The organism is Mycobacteriales bacterium, assembly GCA_036497565.1.
Lineage (GTDB): Bacteria > Actinomycetota > Actinomycetes > Mycobacteriales > QHCD01 > DASXJE01.
Window position 1 is genome coordinate 1 of sequence record DASXJE010000226.1, and the last position, 13,703, is coordinate 13,703.

The 13,703-nt window shown below is 69.2% G+C and carries 13 protein-coding genes; 8 read left to right on the forward strand and 5 right to left on the reverse strand.

The window, feature by feature from the left end:
• The 3 genes from VGH85_18160 to VGH85_18170 all read right to left on the reverse strand — a co-directional run.
• Nucleotides 1-228: hypothetical protein (locus tag VGH85_18160; protein ID HEY2175733.1), on the reverse strand; the 228-nt coding region annotated here is incomplete at its 3' end.
• 40 nt (nt 229-268) lie between these two features.
• Nucleotides 269-1,444, reverse strand: coding sequence for an ROK family transcriptional regulator (locus VGH85_18165; GenBank protein HEY2175734.1), 1,176 nt, complete (start codon nt 1,442-1,444; stop codon nt 269-271).
• A gap of 294 nt (nt 1,445-1,738) precedes the next feature.
• The gene (locus VGH85_18170; protein ID HEY2175735.1) at nt 1,739-3,268 is read right to left on the reverse strand and encodes a trypsin-like peptidase domain-containing protein; all 1,530 of its coding nucleotides are present in this window, start codon (nt 3,266-3,268) and stop codon (nt 1,739-1,741) included.
• A gap of 235 nt (nt 3,269-3,503) precedes the next feature.
• Here VGH85_18170 and VGH85_18175 point away from each other — a divergent pair, with 235 nt between their 5' ends.
• Together VGH85_18175 and VGH85_18180 are read left to right on the forward strand one after the other, a co-directional pair.
• A complete protein-coding gene (locus tag VGH85_18175) occupies nt 3,504-4,952 on the forward strand; it encodes an ABC transporter permease (GenBank protein ID HEY2175736.1) in 1,449 nt (482 codons plus the stop codon).
• Nucleotides 4,953-4,983: 31 nt separating this feature from the next.
• Nucleotides 4,984-5,700 carry an ABC transporter ATP-binding protein gene (locus VGH85_18180; protein ID HEY2175737.1) on the forward strand — a complete coding sequence of 239 codons (717 nt, stop codon included), beginning with the start codon at nt 4,984-4,986 and terminating at the stop codon, nt 5,698-5,700.
• On the opposite strand, the gene VGH85_18185 is transcribed toward VGH85_18180, so the two are convergent.
• Nucleotides 5,684-6,046 carry a DUF202 domain-containing protein gene (locus VGH85_18185; protein ID HEY2175738.1) on the reverse strand — a complete coding sequence of 121 codons (363 nt, stop codon included), beginning with the start codon at nt 6,044-6,046 and terminating at the stop codon, nt 5,684-5,686. The two genes, VGH85_18180 and VGH85_18185, sit on opposite strands and share 17 nt — an antisense overlap.
• Nucleotides 6,047-6,177: 131 nt before the next feature.
• Here VGH85_18185 and VGH85_18190 point away from each other — a divergent pair, with 131 nt between their 5' ends.
• Both VGH85_18190 and VGH85_18195 read left to right on the forward strand, forming a co-directional pair.
• Nucleotides 6,178-7,647, forward strand: a complete 1,470-nt coding sequence (locus VGH85_18190; GenBank protein HEY2175739.1) for a TldD/PmbA family protein — start codon at nt 6,178-6,180, stop codon at nt 7,645-7,647.
• Between the two features lie 49 nt (nt 7,648-7,696).
• The gene (locus VGH85_18195) at nt 7,697-9,091 is read left to right on the forward strand and encodes a TldD/PmbA family protein (protein ID HEY2175740.1); all 1,395 of its coding nucleotides are present in this window, start codon (nt 7,697-7,699) and stop codon (nt 9,089-9,091) included.
• A gap of 9 nt (nt 9,092-9,100) precedes the next feature.
• Here VGH85_18195 and VGH85_18200 read toward each other — a convergent pair whose 3' ends face one another.
• Complete coding sequence (locus VGH85_18200) at nt 9,101-9,553, reverse strand: PaaI family thioesterase (protein ID HEY2175741.1); 453 nt, start codon at nt 9,551-9,553, stop codon at nt 9,101-9,103.
• Between the two features lie 133 nt (nt 9,554-9,686).
• Between VGH85_18200 and VGH85_18205 the strand changes: the two genes are divergently transcribed.
• From VGH85_18205 to VGH85_18220, 4 genes are read left to right on the forward strand one after another with little or no spacing between them, the layout of a single operon-like run.
• Nucleotides 9,687-10,526: a hypothetical protein gene (locus VGH85_18205; protein ID HEY2175742.1), complete on the forward strand. Its 840-nt coding sequence runs from the start codon at nt 9,687-9,689 to the stop codon at nt 10,524-10,526.
• Between the two features lie 41 nt (nt 10,527-10,567).
• Nucleotides 10,568-11,836, forward strand: coding sequence for a mandelate racemase/muconate lactonizing enzyme family protein (locus VGH85_18210; protein HEY2175743.1), 1,269 nt, complete (start codon nt 10,568-10,570; stop codon nt 11,834-11,836).
• A gap of 13 nt (nt 11,837-11,849) precedes the next feature.
• The gene (locus VGH85_18215) at nt 11,850-12,881 is read left to right on the forward strand and encodes a mannonate dehydratase (protein ID HEY2175744.1); all 1,032 of its coding nucleotides are present in this window, start codon (nt 11,850-11,852) and stop codon (nt 12,879-12,881) included.
• Nucleotides 12,866-13,702, forward strand: coding sequence for an NAD(P)-dependent oxidoreductase (locus VGH85_18220; protein ID HEY2175745.1), 837 nt, complete (start codon nt 12,866-12,868; stop codon nt 13,700-13,702). Before VGH85_18215 ends, VGH85_18220 begins: the two co-directional genes overlap by 16 nt.
• Nucleotide 13,703 lies beyond the last annotated feature (1 nt).

The following is a 13,703-nucleotide window of genomic DNA, read 5'->3' on the forward strand; positions in this document are numbered from 1 at the left end:
GTAGGTGAGGCCGTGGTCGCTGATGCGCGGGAGGGCAGCTGCGAGCTGGGGGACGACCTTGTCGGAGGAGTTGAGGTCGTAGAGCTTCTGGCACATCGCGGTGAAGACGGTGCGGCCGCCCTGTGTGCCGGCGAAGGTGGGATCGAGTTTGTCGGGCGGCTGCGCGAGTGCGACCTCGAGCGTGCGCGACCCGACTCGTGACGTATGACGGAGCCCGCAACCTGCCACGGCCAATATCAGACAGAGACCTGCGGCAATGCCTACCTGCCTACGCACGCATCCTGTCCTTTCTCCGGTCCGGTGCCGCGAGTGAGAAGGGGATGTGCCCGCCGGGTACCGCCACTCCCCTTCCGAAGACGCGCTCCCGGGCGATCCGCACCGCGGCATGCAGCGCGCCCTGTCGGACGGAGTCGGTCGTCCCGCCCGCAACAGCGACCTGCGGGCGGTGGGCCAGCGTCTCGTGCAGCAGGTTTTCCGTCCTCGCGGCCAACGGTTCGCCGGCGGCTACGGCGACGTCGCCGGCGAGGATCACGAGTTCCGGGTCGAGCAACGCGACTGCTCCTACCGCGGCAGCGGCGACCCGCCCGGCGAGGGCGTCCACGAACTGCGGGCTTGTCCGGACGGCGCGTCGTACCGTCGACGCGACGGTCGATCCGGATGCCCCGAAACGCTGAGCGAGCGTCGTCACCGCATGGTTGGTCAGGAGGGCGGCGATCGGTTCGGGCGGGCCCGTCCCCGTCGGGATGCGCAGGTGGTCGATCTCGCCGGCGCCGCCGCGGCCGCCGCGAACCAAGCGGCCGTCGACGATCGAAGCCACCGCCACGCCATGGCTCATCCAGAGCAGGATCACGTCGCGACGGTTGCGGCCGCTGCCCGTGGCCACCTCGTCGATCGTCACGAGGTTCACGTCGTTCTCCACAGTCACCGGACCGCCGAGCGCATCGCTGAGATGCTGCTCGACGTCGAAGCCCTGCCACCAAGGCAGGTGCATCGCGTATTCGAGGTGACCCGTCGACGGGTCGACCGAACCCTGGATGCCGACGACGGTGTGCGCCAGGTCGTCGAGCGAGAGCGCCGCGGTTTCCGCCGCCCTTGTGACCGCGGCGCGGACGACGTCGACAGGGTCGTGGTGGGTTGCCCGAAGGGGCCGGCGATCCGCGGCCACGACGTCGTCGCCGAGGTCGGCGATCGCGACGGAGACGGAGTTGGCGCCGACACTGATCCCGGCGGCGTAGCCGGCTCGAACGTTCGCCGACCAGAGTTGCGCCTGCGGGCCGGGGCCGCTGACCGGCTTCAGCCCGCTCCGGCAGACCAGGCCGGAGACCTCGAGGCGACGAAGCAGGTCGGCCGCGGCGGGCTTCGACAGGCCGATCGACCGATCGAGTTCGTCCCGCGAGAGCGGGCCGAGTCGGAGCAGTGTTTCCAGCGCCGCCCGCTCGTTCATCGCTCGCAAGGCGTGTGGTCCGCCGATGACCGGCTCCTAACTGTCTAGGCAGTTCCCAGAAAGTTAGGAGGCAACTTACCGACGCAGAGTCACCCGTCAAGGGGAGAACGGCAGGTCATCTCTGCATTGCTGCAGTTGTGCAGTTCTCCGGTTGTGCAGTTGTGCAGATGTGCAGTTGTGGCTCGCAGGCCAACCCTGCCAACCCTGCCAAGCCTCATGATCGTGATCGGATTCCGTCGGTGTTTCGCGGCTTCATCCGATCACGATCATGAGGCGGTAAGGCGGGGACTGTACCTAGGCAGGCGGTCCACTGCGGAGGACGACCGTCGCGCTGTGCGACTGACCTGTGGTGTCGGTCCAGGCGACCGTCATCTTGTCGCCGGGGTGGTGCGCGGCGATCGCGGCGCTCAGCGCTTCGGCGGAGTCGACCGGCTGGCCGTTCACCGAGGTGATCACATCACCGGCGGCGAGACCCGCCTGTGCTGCGGCGCCGCCGGCGAGGACACCGCTGACCTGGGCGCCCGACGTCGCCGACCCGGAACCGTACGGGTTGTCCGACGGCGCGGAGGTGGTGACGCCGAGGAAGGCGGTCGTGCCGATGTGGATGCTCGACGAGGCCTGACCGGATTCGATCTGGGCCGCAATCGAGGTCGCGTCGGCGATCGGGATGGCGAAGGCCTGCGAACCACTGGCGCTCGACTGGGCCGTCAGGCTCGACGACGCCGCGGTGTCGATGCCGACCACTTCTCCGGAGGTGTTGGCGAGCGACCCGCCGGAGTCACCCGGCTCGACGTCGGCGTTGATCTGGATCACGTTGCTCAGCTGTTCGCTGGAGCCGCCGCCCTCATCGCTCGCGGTGATCGTCTGGTGCAGCGCGATGACCGAACCGCCGGCGCTGCTCGGCGTCCCGCCCGTGCCGCCGGCATTGCCGACCGCCACAACGGGCTGGCCGACGGAGACCTTCGACGAGTCGCCGATCTTCGCGGTGGTCAGTCCGTGCGCGTTCGTCAACCGCAGTACGGCGATGTCGTGCGACTTGTCGTAGCCGGTCACCGTCGCGGCGTAGGTCTTGCCGTTGCCGACATCGGTGACGCTGATCTTGGTGGCCCCGTCGATCACGTGGTTGTTGGTGAGGATCTCGCCGTCGGAGGTCAGCACGATTCCGGTGCCTGCCGCCCGGCCGCCCTGGTAGCCGAGGCTGGTGTTGATGTCGACCAGCGCCGGGGAGACCTTGCCGGCGATGGCGGACACGTTGGACGGTCCGCCGCTGCCCTCGGTGCTTCCGCCGCTCTGGCCGGTGCCGCTCTGGCCGGTGCCGCCCTGGCCGGTGCCGCCCTGGCCGGTGCCGCCGGGCAACTGGCCGTAGGGCCCAGCGCCCCCGCCGGAGCCGCCGTTGCCGAGCCCGCCGTTGCCGAGCCCGCCGTTGCCGAGCCCGCCGTTGCCGAGCCCGCCGTTGCCGAGCCCGCCGTTGCCGAGCCCGCCGTTGCCGAGCCCGCCATTGCCGGTCCCGCCGCCGGACGACCCGCCCGTGGCCGGTGCCGTCGAGGCATTCCCCAGAGCGGTGGTCGACGATCCGGGCGACTGCCAGACGAGGTGACCGAAACCGGCGCCGGCGGCTACGCCGGCCACGATCAGCGCGGCGGCGCCGAGTGCGAGCGGACCGCGGACGCGATGACGCCGCTTGGGGGGAGGACCGGGGACCCAGTAGGCCTCGCCGGGGACCCAGTCACCACCGGCCCGGCCGGGTGGTACGACCCAGGCGCCGGTTTGCGGCCGGCCCGTCCACTGATCCGGTGAACCACCGTGTTGCCCGGCATCGTCCATCGCGTCTCACGACCCTTCTATCTGCCCAATCGTCTCCACCTCAGTAGAGACCGCGTTCCTGTGGAATCCCTGATAGCTGGTTGGGACCTTGCTGAGTATTTGCGGCCTCGTCCGAGTCGGACGTCGCTCACAGGAAGCGCACAGAAAGCACTGTGAGACTTCTCGCCGGTCGGGCATTCCGAGGGTCGTCCCCGGGTGCAGAGCCGAAGCAGGTCGGACGGAAAGCAGGAACGACATGTTCTTCACCTACCTCAGACGGGAACTGGGGCGACGTCGCCGCCAGTCACTGGTCGTCTCCATCGGATTGGCCGTGGGGATCGGCCTGGTGCTCACCGTCACGTCCCTGGCGAGCGGGGTGCGCACCGCTCAGGCGACCGTGCTGCACTCGCTGTACGGCGTAGGCACGGATGCGACGGTCACTCAGGCCGCAGCCCAGCCGGGGACCGACGGCCGCTTCGGCTTCGGTGGCCCGCCCGGCGGGCAGAACCGGAACACCCAGCGGCTCAGCCGCGACCGGCTGACGGCTCGGGGGCTGACGGCGTTGAGCGCCTCGACGGTGACGACGGTGCGCAAGGTGCACGGCGTCGCTGCCGCCTCCGGCGATCTCGCACTGACGGACCTGCAGTTCACCGGAACGATCCCCAGCCCGAGCCAGCGGGGCACTGGCCCGCCGCAGGGTGGTGCCTCCACCGGCGGGGGCAGTTCGGGACGGAGTTCGTTCAACGTCAACTCGTTCAGCGTCGAGGGCCTCGATGCGACGTCGAACGCGGTCGGCCCATTGACCTCGGCGACCGCGACATCCGGTCGTCTCCTCACTGCGGCCGACTCCACCAAGAAGGTAGCTCTGCTGGACAGCAGTTACGCCAAGCAGAAGAGCCTGAAGGTCGGTTCGAAGGTCACCGTCGCCGGGAAGTCGTTCACCGTCGTCGGCGTCGTCCGCGCGACGTCGAGCGCCACCACCTCGGCGAACGTCTACATACCTCTCCCGCAGGCGCAGGCGCTCGCCGGGATGTCGGGCAAGGTCAACACGGTCTACGTGCGGGCCGCGGACGCGAGCCAGGTGTCGGGCATCAAGTCCTCGATCCAGCAGGTCCTTCCGAAGGCCACCGTCAGTACGTCCAGCGATCTTGCCGGACAGGTCTCGGGTTCGTTGTCGAGTGCGTCGGGCCTCGCGAACAATCTCGGCAAGTGGCTCTCGATCGCCGTACTGGTCGTGGTGTTCCTGATGGCCAGTCTGTTCACCCTGTCCGCGGTCACCCGGCGGACCGCGGAGTTCGGCACGCTCAAGGCGCTCGGCTGGCGCAGTCGGCGCGTGGTCGGCCAGGTCATGGGCGAGTCGCTCACCCTGTGCATCCTCGGTGGCATCGTCGGTATCGCGCTGGGATTCGGCGGTGCGGCGCTGGTGAAGGCCTTCGCGCCCCCGCTGTCGGCCACCGTCGGCAATTCGGCGCTCGGGACTGCCCGGGCCGCCGGCGCAGCTCAGCGCTTCGGTGGGGGCGGGCCCTTCGGTCAGGCGCAACAGGCGCTGCACACCGTCGACGTCCACCTCGCTACGCCGATCACTCTCGACGCGCTGCTCCTCGCCGTACTCCTCGCCGTCGCGGGCGGGCTGATCGCCGGCTCGCTCGGTGGCTGGCGGGCCTCGCGGCTACGCCCGGCCGCCGCATTCCGCACGATCCAATGACCGCCGTACCACCACCTGCCGGGAGAGGCGCATGTACCAGATCGACGGCGTGACCAAGCGCTACGAACAACAGCGCCGCAGCATCGACGCCCTGCGCGACGTGCGGCTCGACATCGAGGACGGCGAGAAGGTCGTCATCCAGGGCCCGACCGGCGGGGGGAAGTCGACGCTCCTTTCGATCCTCGGCGGGCTCGACCGTCCGACGGCCGGACGGGTGGTGCTCGACGGAGCCGACCTCGCCCAGATGTCGGAGGGAAAGCTGACCCAGGTTCGGGCCCGCGCCATCGGGTTCGTCTTCCAGAGCTTCAACCTGATCCCGACCCTTACCGCGCTGGAGAACGTCGAGACCGCTCTCGTGCCCACCCGCGTCCGCCCGGCCAAGCGGCGTGACCTGGCGACGCAGGCGCTGGCCTCCGTCGGTCTCGTCGACCGGGCGCTGCACCTGCCGTCCGAGCTCTCCGGCGGTCAACAGCAACGGGTCTCGATCGCGCGGGCGCTGGTGAAGGAGCCGCGGGTCATCCTGGCCGACGAACCCAGCGGAAACCTCGACGAGGACACCCGCGACGAGGTCATCGAACTCCTCGACACGTTGTGGCTGGAACGCGGACTGACGCTGGTCATCGTGACGCACGACAGCACGATCGCCCGGCAGGCGAAGCGGCGACTCACCATCAAGAACGGGCGACTCTCCGACCCGGCCGGAGTCGGTGCCGGGCGGGTCCAGGCGCGGCTCAGTTCCCCGCAGTGACCAGCAGCAGAAGCGCCGCGAAGGTGGCCAGCACCAGGACGACGGAGGCGACGACGGCGGCGTTGCCATGGGTGTCGGTCAGATAGTCGCCGGCTTCGATCTGGACGTTGACCTGCCGGTAGCGCCGGGTGCCGTATGCGAGAAAGGCGGCACCCACCACGACGACGATCCCGCCGGCGGCGATCGACGCGGCCTGGTCCTTGCTCCCGAACTTCGCGATGGCCAACCCGAGCACCATCACGTTCACCGCGGTGCGCAGCCAGGCGAGGTACGTGCGCTCGTTGGCCATGTGATCACGCGCGCGGCTGCCGCTTCCCGATGCCGGCTTGCTCTGGTCATCGACCACGGCCGCGATCATCGCACGCCCGGTGCGTCAGATCGGCGCGCCCGAGGCCGGGTAGGGTCGAGAAACCGGCTCCGCTCGCCTCAAGGAGGGCAACTGTGCCCGAGATCGACCCGGCCTTCCTCGCCCTGCCGATGCGTCGCCTCGCCGAGGCCGCGCTCGAGCGCGCAGGTCAGCTCGGCGTAGACCATGCCGACTTCCGGTTCGAGCGGATCCGCAACCAGGACATCAGCCTCCGCGACGCCAAGCTGGAGAGCGCCGGCGACGGTGAGCAGGTCGGCTTCGCCGTCCGGGTCGTGCACAACGGCACCTGGGGCTTCGCCGCCGGAGTCGACCTCACCCCGGAGGCGGCGGTACGGGTCGCCGAGCAGGCCGTCGAGGTCGCCCGGGTGAGCACCGCGGTCAACTCCGAGCCGGTGGAACTGGCCGACGAGCCGGTCTATGACGACGTCCGGTGGATCTCGGCGTACGACGTCGACCCGTTCGCAGTACCCGACAGCGAGAAGATCGGCCGGCTCGCCGAGTGGTCCGAACGACTGCTGGCCTCCGACGGGGTCGACCACGTCGACGCGCGGCTGTCGCAGGTGCTGGAAGGCAAGTTCTACGCCGACCTCGCCGGCACGGTGACCACCCAGCAGCGGGTGCGGCTGCATCCGGCCATCACCGCTGTGGCCGTCGACGCCGCCCACGGCACGTTCGAGACGATGCGCACCCTCGCGCCGCCGGTCGGCCGGGGCTATGAATACCTGACCGGGACCGGCTGGGACTGGGACGCGGAGCTGGCCGGTATCCCGGAGCTGCTCACCGAGCGCACCAAGGCGCCGTCGGTCGAGGCCGGCACCTACGACCTCGTCGTCGACCCGTCCAACCTCTGGCTGACCATCCACGAGTCCATCGGGCACGCCACCGAGCTCGATCGCGCGCTCGGTTACGAGGCCGCCTACGCCGGCACGTCGTTCGCGACCTTCGACAAGCTCGGCAGCCTGCAATACGGGTCGCCGGTGATGAACGTCGTCGGTGACCGCACCACCGAGCACGGCCTGTCGACGATCGGGTGGGACGACGAGGGGGTCGCCGGTCAACGCTGGGATCTCGTCCACGACGGCATCCTCACGGGCTACCAACTCGACCGCCGGATGGCCAAGCTCAAGGGTCTCGGGCGTTCCAACGGCTGCGCGTTCGCCGATTCCCCGGGCCACATCCCGGTGCAGCGGATGGCCAACGTCTCGCTGCAGCCGGCGCCCAACGGCCCATCGACCAACGAGTTGATCGCCGGCGTCGAGCGCGGGATCTACGTGATCGGCGACAAGTCGTGGTCCATCGACATGCAGCGCTACAACTTCCAGTTCACCGGCCAGCGGTTCTACCGCATCGAGCACGGCGAACTCGCCGGGCAGCTGCGCGACGTCGCCTACCAGGCCACCACGACGGACTTCTGGGGTGCGATGGAGGCGGTCGGCGGACCGCAGACCTACGTGCTCGGTGGCGCGTTCAACTGTGGGAAGGCGCAGCCCGGCCAGGTCGCCGCAGTGAGCCATGGCTGCCCCGCCGCACTGTTCCGGGGCATCAACATCCTCAACACCGTGACGGAGGGCGGCCGATGAGCCGGACCGCCGCGACGAGCCGAGACATCCTTACCGGGGAGGCATCGCGATGAGTGCGCCGCTCACGCCGCAGGACACCGTCGAGCGGGCGCTGGCCGCGTCGAAGGCCGACGGATGCATGGTCGTCGTCGGGGAGCGGTCGGAGACCAACCTGCGCTGGGCCAACAACACGCTCACCACCAACGGCGAGATGCGGTCGCGCAGCATCGCCGTGCTCAGCGTCATCGACGGAGCCTCCGGTACGGCGGCGGGTGTGGTCGAGCGCAGCACCGTGACCGCCGACCTGCTCGAGGATCTGGTCCGCGCCTCCGAACAGGCCGCCCGCGACGCCGGCCCGGCCGAAGACGCCCAGCCGTTGGTCGAGCCGCTGGTCGAGCCGTCGGGGTGGGACGCGCCGCCGGACGAGACGTCGATCCGGGTGTTCGCCGACTTCGCCCCGGCTCTGGGTGAGGCGTTCGACCGGGCCCGGTCCGACGACCGGTTGCTGTTCGGCTTCGCCGAGCACTCGATCACCTCCCTCTATCTCGGTGTGTCGACCGGGCTGCGCGCTCGCCACGATCAGCCGACCGGTCGCCTCGAGGTCAACGGCAAGTCGCCGGACTTCAGCCGTTCCGCGTGGGTCGGGCGGGCCACCCGGGACTTCACCGACATCGACGTGGCCGGGCTCGACGCCGAGCTGACCCGCCGGCTCGGCTGGGCGCAGCGCCAGATCGATCTGCCGCCGGGTCGCTACGAGACGCTCGTGCCGCCGTCGGCGGTCGCCGACCTGATGATCTACCTCTACTGGTCGGCCGCGGCCCGGGACGCCGACGAGGGCCGCACGGTCTTCTCGAAGAAGGGCGGCGGCTCGCGCATCGGTGAGCGGCTGTCCGACCTCCCGGTGACGCTGCGCAGCAACCCGGCCGAGCCCGGCCTCGAGTGCGCTCCCTTCGTGGCCGCCACGTCGTCGAACGCTGCCGACTCGATCTTCGACAACGGGCTGCCCGTGGGCCCGACCGACTGGATCCGCGACGGCGTGCTGACCTCCCTGCTGCGGCCCCGGTGGTGGGCGTCCCGTTCGGGCGGAAACCCGACGCCCGCCGTCGACAACCTCATCCTCGACGGACCGGACGGTGGACGTTCGCTCGAGGAGATGGTCGCCGGTACGGAGCGGGGACTGCTCCTGACCTGCCTGTGGTACATCCGGGAGGTCGATCCGCAGACCCTCCTGCTCACCGGCCTGACCCGCGACGGTGTCTATCTCGTCGAGAACGGAGAGGTCACCGGCGCGGTCAACAACTTCCGGTTCAACGAGAGCCCGGTCAGCCTGCTCGGACGCATCGGCGAGGTAGGCAGTTCGGGGATCACCCTGTGCCGGGAGTGGAACGACTGGTTCACCCGTACGGCGATGCCCGCGCTGCGCATCGGCGACTTCAACATGTCGACGGTCAGCAAGGCGTCCTGACCCGGGCGGTCACTGTCGCGCCCGGAGCACCATCTGGGTGCACCGGAAGACCGCGAGCCGCCGGCCGGACTCCTCGTCGCGGACCTGCGCGTCCCATACCTGGGTGCTCCGTCCGACGTGCACCGGTGTCGCCTCGCCGAGTAGGGCACCGACCCGAAGCGTCCCGAGAAAATTGCTGGTCAACTCGATCGTCGTGAACCCGGTCGCGTCGGCCGGCAGGTTGACGACGGCGCCGTAGCCGCAGAGCGAGTCGGCGAGGCTCACGACCGTGCCGGCGTGCAGGAAACCGTTGGGCGCGAGCAGATCCGGGCGCACCGGGATGCGTCCGGTGACGCGTTCCCGGTCGACCGACACGATCTGCAGGCCAAGCAGGCCGGGCAGGTGCCCGGCGCCGAAGTCGGTGAACGCCTCGGGGTCCATGCCGGCCAGTTCGGGATACAGGCGGTTGTCGTGGGTGTCCATGGGACGCAGTCTCCCCGGGAGCCGAGCCGTTACCGACGGTGGAGTCGGCATCGACGGTGACCTTGACCGTTCACACATGTGAGCCATAGCTTTGCCGAAACATCTTGGCGAGAAGCTGGAGACCGTGTCGCCCGTGAGCTCGGACCTGAGGATATCGCCGACACCCGACGACCTGGCGGAGTTGACCGCGTCGTGGAAGGGCGCGCGCGGCCCGGACGGGCGGCCGCACGTCCCCGACGAGGTCCTCGACGAGATGCGCTCGGTCACCACCGAACAGGCGTGGAGTGTGCTGCTCAAGGAGCGCTTCGAGCGGCAGTTCGCCGGCGAGTGGCGGGAGACCAATCCGGGGCACATCCTCATCGGCCGGGCGGTGACTGCGCAGTTCGTCCCGCACCGCCCCGACCTCGACGCCGCCGTGGTGGCCGCCGGTGCTCGCGAAAACCATGTCGAGGCGGACCGGCAGAACTCCTGGATCATCGAACGGCTGCAGCCCGGTGACGTCATGGTCGTCGACATCTTCGGCAAGATCTACGAGGGCACCGTCGTCGGGGACAACCTGGGTACGGCGGTCATCTCCCGCACCGGTGCCGGCGCGGTGATCGACGGCGGCATCCGCGACTACCAGGGGCTGACCGAACTGCACGACGGCAACATCTTCTTCCGCGGGGTCGACCCGACGCCGATCCGCGACGTGACCCTCGCCGGGATCAACATCCCGATCCGGATCGGCAATGCGACCGTCCTGCCCGGAGACGTCGTGCTCGGGACGCCGAGCGGACTGACGTTCATCCCGCCTCATCTCGCCCAGGACGTGGTGAGCAGCAGCGCGGACGTGCGGACCCGGGACGTGTTCGGCAAGCTGCGGTTGGCGGAGCGGGTCTACACCAGCGCGGAGATCGACGTGCCCACCTGGGCCACGGCGATCGAGGACGACTTCCAGCGGTGGCGGTCCCAGCAACATCCCGCCGGCTAGCGGGCACCGACGACGATTGAGAGCAACCGCGAGGAGAGTGCGTGCCGGCGAACGTCGAAGACCAGGTCAGCACGAGTTCGCGATCCCGTGATCTGCGGATCACCGATCTGCGGGTCGCCAACCTCGTCGGCGTACCGTTCCGGTCGAGCATCGTCCGGATCGACACCAACCAGGGGATATCCGGCTACGGCGAGGTCCGGGATCAGGCCAGCAAGACCTATGCCCTGCTGCTGAAGAGCCGGCTGGTCGGCGAAAACCCCTGCAACGTCGACAAGCTCTTCCGCAAGATCAAGCAGTTCGGCCATCACGGGCGGCAGGCCGGCGGTGTCTGCGGGGTCGAGATGGCGCTGATGGACCTCGCCGGCAAGGCCTACGGAGTGCCGGCGTACGCCCTTGCCGGCGGACGGTTCCGGGACACCGTCCTCTGCTACGCCGACACCCCGTCGTGTCAGAACCCGGACGAGCTCGGGCAACGACTGCTCGCCCGCCGGAAAGAGGGCTACCAGTTCCTCAAGATGGACGTCGGCATCAACCTGCTGTGGGATGTTCCGGGTGCACTGATCGCCCCTGCCGAGGCACGCCGGACGACGACGGTGATGCACAGTTTCACCGGGATCCAGGTGACCGCCGTCGGGGTGAGCTATCTCGCCGACTACGTAGCGGCGGTCCGGTCGATCGTCGGCTACGACGTCCCGCTCGCCGCGGACCACTTCGGTCACATCGCGCTGGATTCGTGCATCCGGATCGGCCGCGCCCTCGAGCCGTTCACGCTCGCCTGGCTCGAGGACCTCATTCCGTGGCAGTTCACCGACCAGTGGCGGCAGTTGACCACGGCGATCGCCACACCGACCTGCACCGGCGAGGACATCTATCTCGCAGAGAACTTCCGGCCGCTGATCGAGGGTGGGGCGGTCAACGTCATCCATCCCGACCCGGCGACAGCCGGGGGTGTGCTCGAGACGAAGCGGGTCGGAGACCTCGCCGAGGAGCACGGGATCCCGATGGCGTTGCACATGGCGGCGACGCCCATCGCCACGCTCGCCAGCGTCCACGCCGCTGCGGCGACCCAGAACTTCCTGGCGCTCGAGCACCACGCGGTCGACGTGCCGCGGTGGAGCGAGTTGGTCGATGGTCTGCCGAATCCGCTCATCGTCGACGGCTCGATCACCGTGCCCGATGCACCGGGCCTCGGATTCACCGGAATCAACGAGGACCTGTTCCGTGACCACCTCGACCCTGCGGATCCGGTGTTCTTCGAGAGCACCGGGCACTGGGACGACGAGCGGAGCCACGATCGCCTGTGGAGCTGACGAGAGGGAGACCTTGATCAAGATCGCCGAGATGCTGCCGCCGGATCCGGCCCACCAACATCTGTGGCGACTGATGAGGCAGGCCGGCGTGGGATGGGCCGTCGGAGGGCTTCCCGGCGATCACGACCTGTCCCCGGGTGAGGAGCCGTGGGACTACCTCCCGCTGCTGCGGCTGAAGCAGAAGTACGAGATGGCCGGCTTCTCGCTCGCCGTCATCGAGGCGAGACCGCCGCTGAACAACGCGAAGCGGGGCCTGCCCGGACGCGACGACGAGATCGACACCGTCTGCACGCTGATCGAGAACATGGGCCGCCTCGGGATCCCGGTGTGGTGCTACGAGTGGATGACCGACTTCAACTGGCTACGGACCAGCACGGATGTCCCCTCCCGAGGCGGCTCGCTGGTCAGTGGCTTCGACAGCGCGCTCCTGGAAGATGCGCCACCGACATCGCTCGGACCGATCAGTGAGGCCGAGCTGTGGACGAATCTCGAGTACTTCCTGCGGCGGGTGATCCCGGTGGCGGAGCGCTGGAACGTCCGGCTCGCAATGCATCCGGACGACCCGCCGGTCTCCCCGATCCGGGGAGTCGGGCGGATCATGAGAAGCGTCCCGAACTACGAGCGATTGTTCGATCTCGTCGACAGCGAGATGAACGGGGCCACGCTCTGCCAGGGCAACTTCGCCCTGATGACCGACGACATTCCGGCGGTGATCCGCCGCTTCGGTCCGCGGGTCTTCTTCGTCCACCTGCGGGATGTGCGCGGGACCGCCGAGCAGTTCGTCGAGACCTGGCACGACGACGGGCAGACCGATCTCCTGGAGTGCCTCCGCGCCTACCGCGACATCGGTTTCGACGGAGTGCTGCGGCCGGATCATGTGCCGACCGTCGAGGGCGACTCGAACCAGCGGCCGGGTTATTCGGCCTACGGACGGCTCTTTGCCGTCGGCTACATCCGCGGACTGCAGCGGGCGGTCTACGGCGCTCGCAGTGAACGCGAGCACTCCTCCGACGGGGAGGGCAGCCAGGCATGCGTATCGCGGTGACCGGAGCCCGCGGGCGCGTCGGGAGGGCGGTGGTCGATGCCGCCCTGCGCGACGGCCACTCGGTCGTCGGCATCGACCGGCCCGAGGCCACCGCCGATCGAGCACACCCGCGACTCGACGACGTCGACGCCGATGTGACGTCGTACGACGACTTCGAGCATGCCGTGCAGGACAGCGCCGCGCTCATCCATCTCGCGGCCTATGCATCGCCGAACGGCCATCCCGACCACGAGGTGCACAACAACAACGTCGTAGGGAGCTACAACGCGCTGAGCGTCGCGGCCCGGCTCGGGATCGCGAAGGTCTGTCTCGCGTCGAGCATCAACGCGATCGGCGGCTACTACAGCCGCAATCCCCGCTACGACTACTTCCCGGTCGACGAGTTGCACCCCACCTACAACGAGGATCCGTACAGCCTGTCCAAACGGATCTGCGAGGAGCAGGCCGACTCCTTCGCGCGGCGCTACGAGTCGATGACGATCTCGACGCTACGGTTCCACGCCGTCGTTCCGGCTCGTGGTGCTGCCACCCGCACCCGCCAGTTCGAGGGCGAGAGCAAGCAGCTGTGGGGCTACACGACGCTGGATGCCGCGGCGCGTGCCTGCCTGCTCGCCGTGTCGGCGGACTTCACCGGGCACGAGACCTTCTACGTGGTGGCGCCGCGGACGACGTCGGAGACTCCGTCGCTCGCACTGGCCGGCGAATACTTTCCCGAGGTGCCGATCGTGGGCGATCTCAGCGGCACCCGGGGATTCTTCGACTGCCGCAAGGCCGAAGTCATGCTCGGCTGGGCACACGACCCGTCGGTCACCGCGCGCTGAC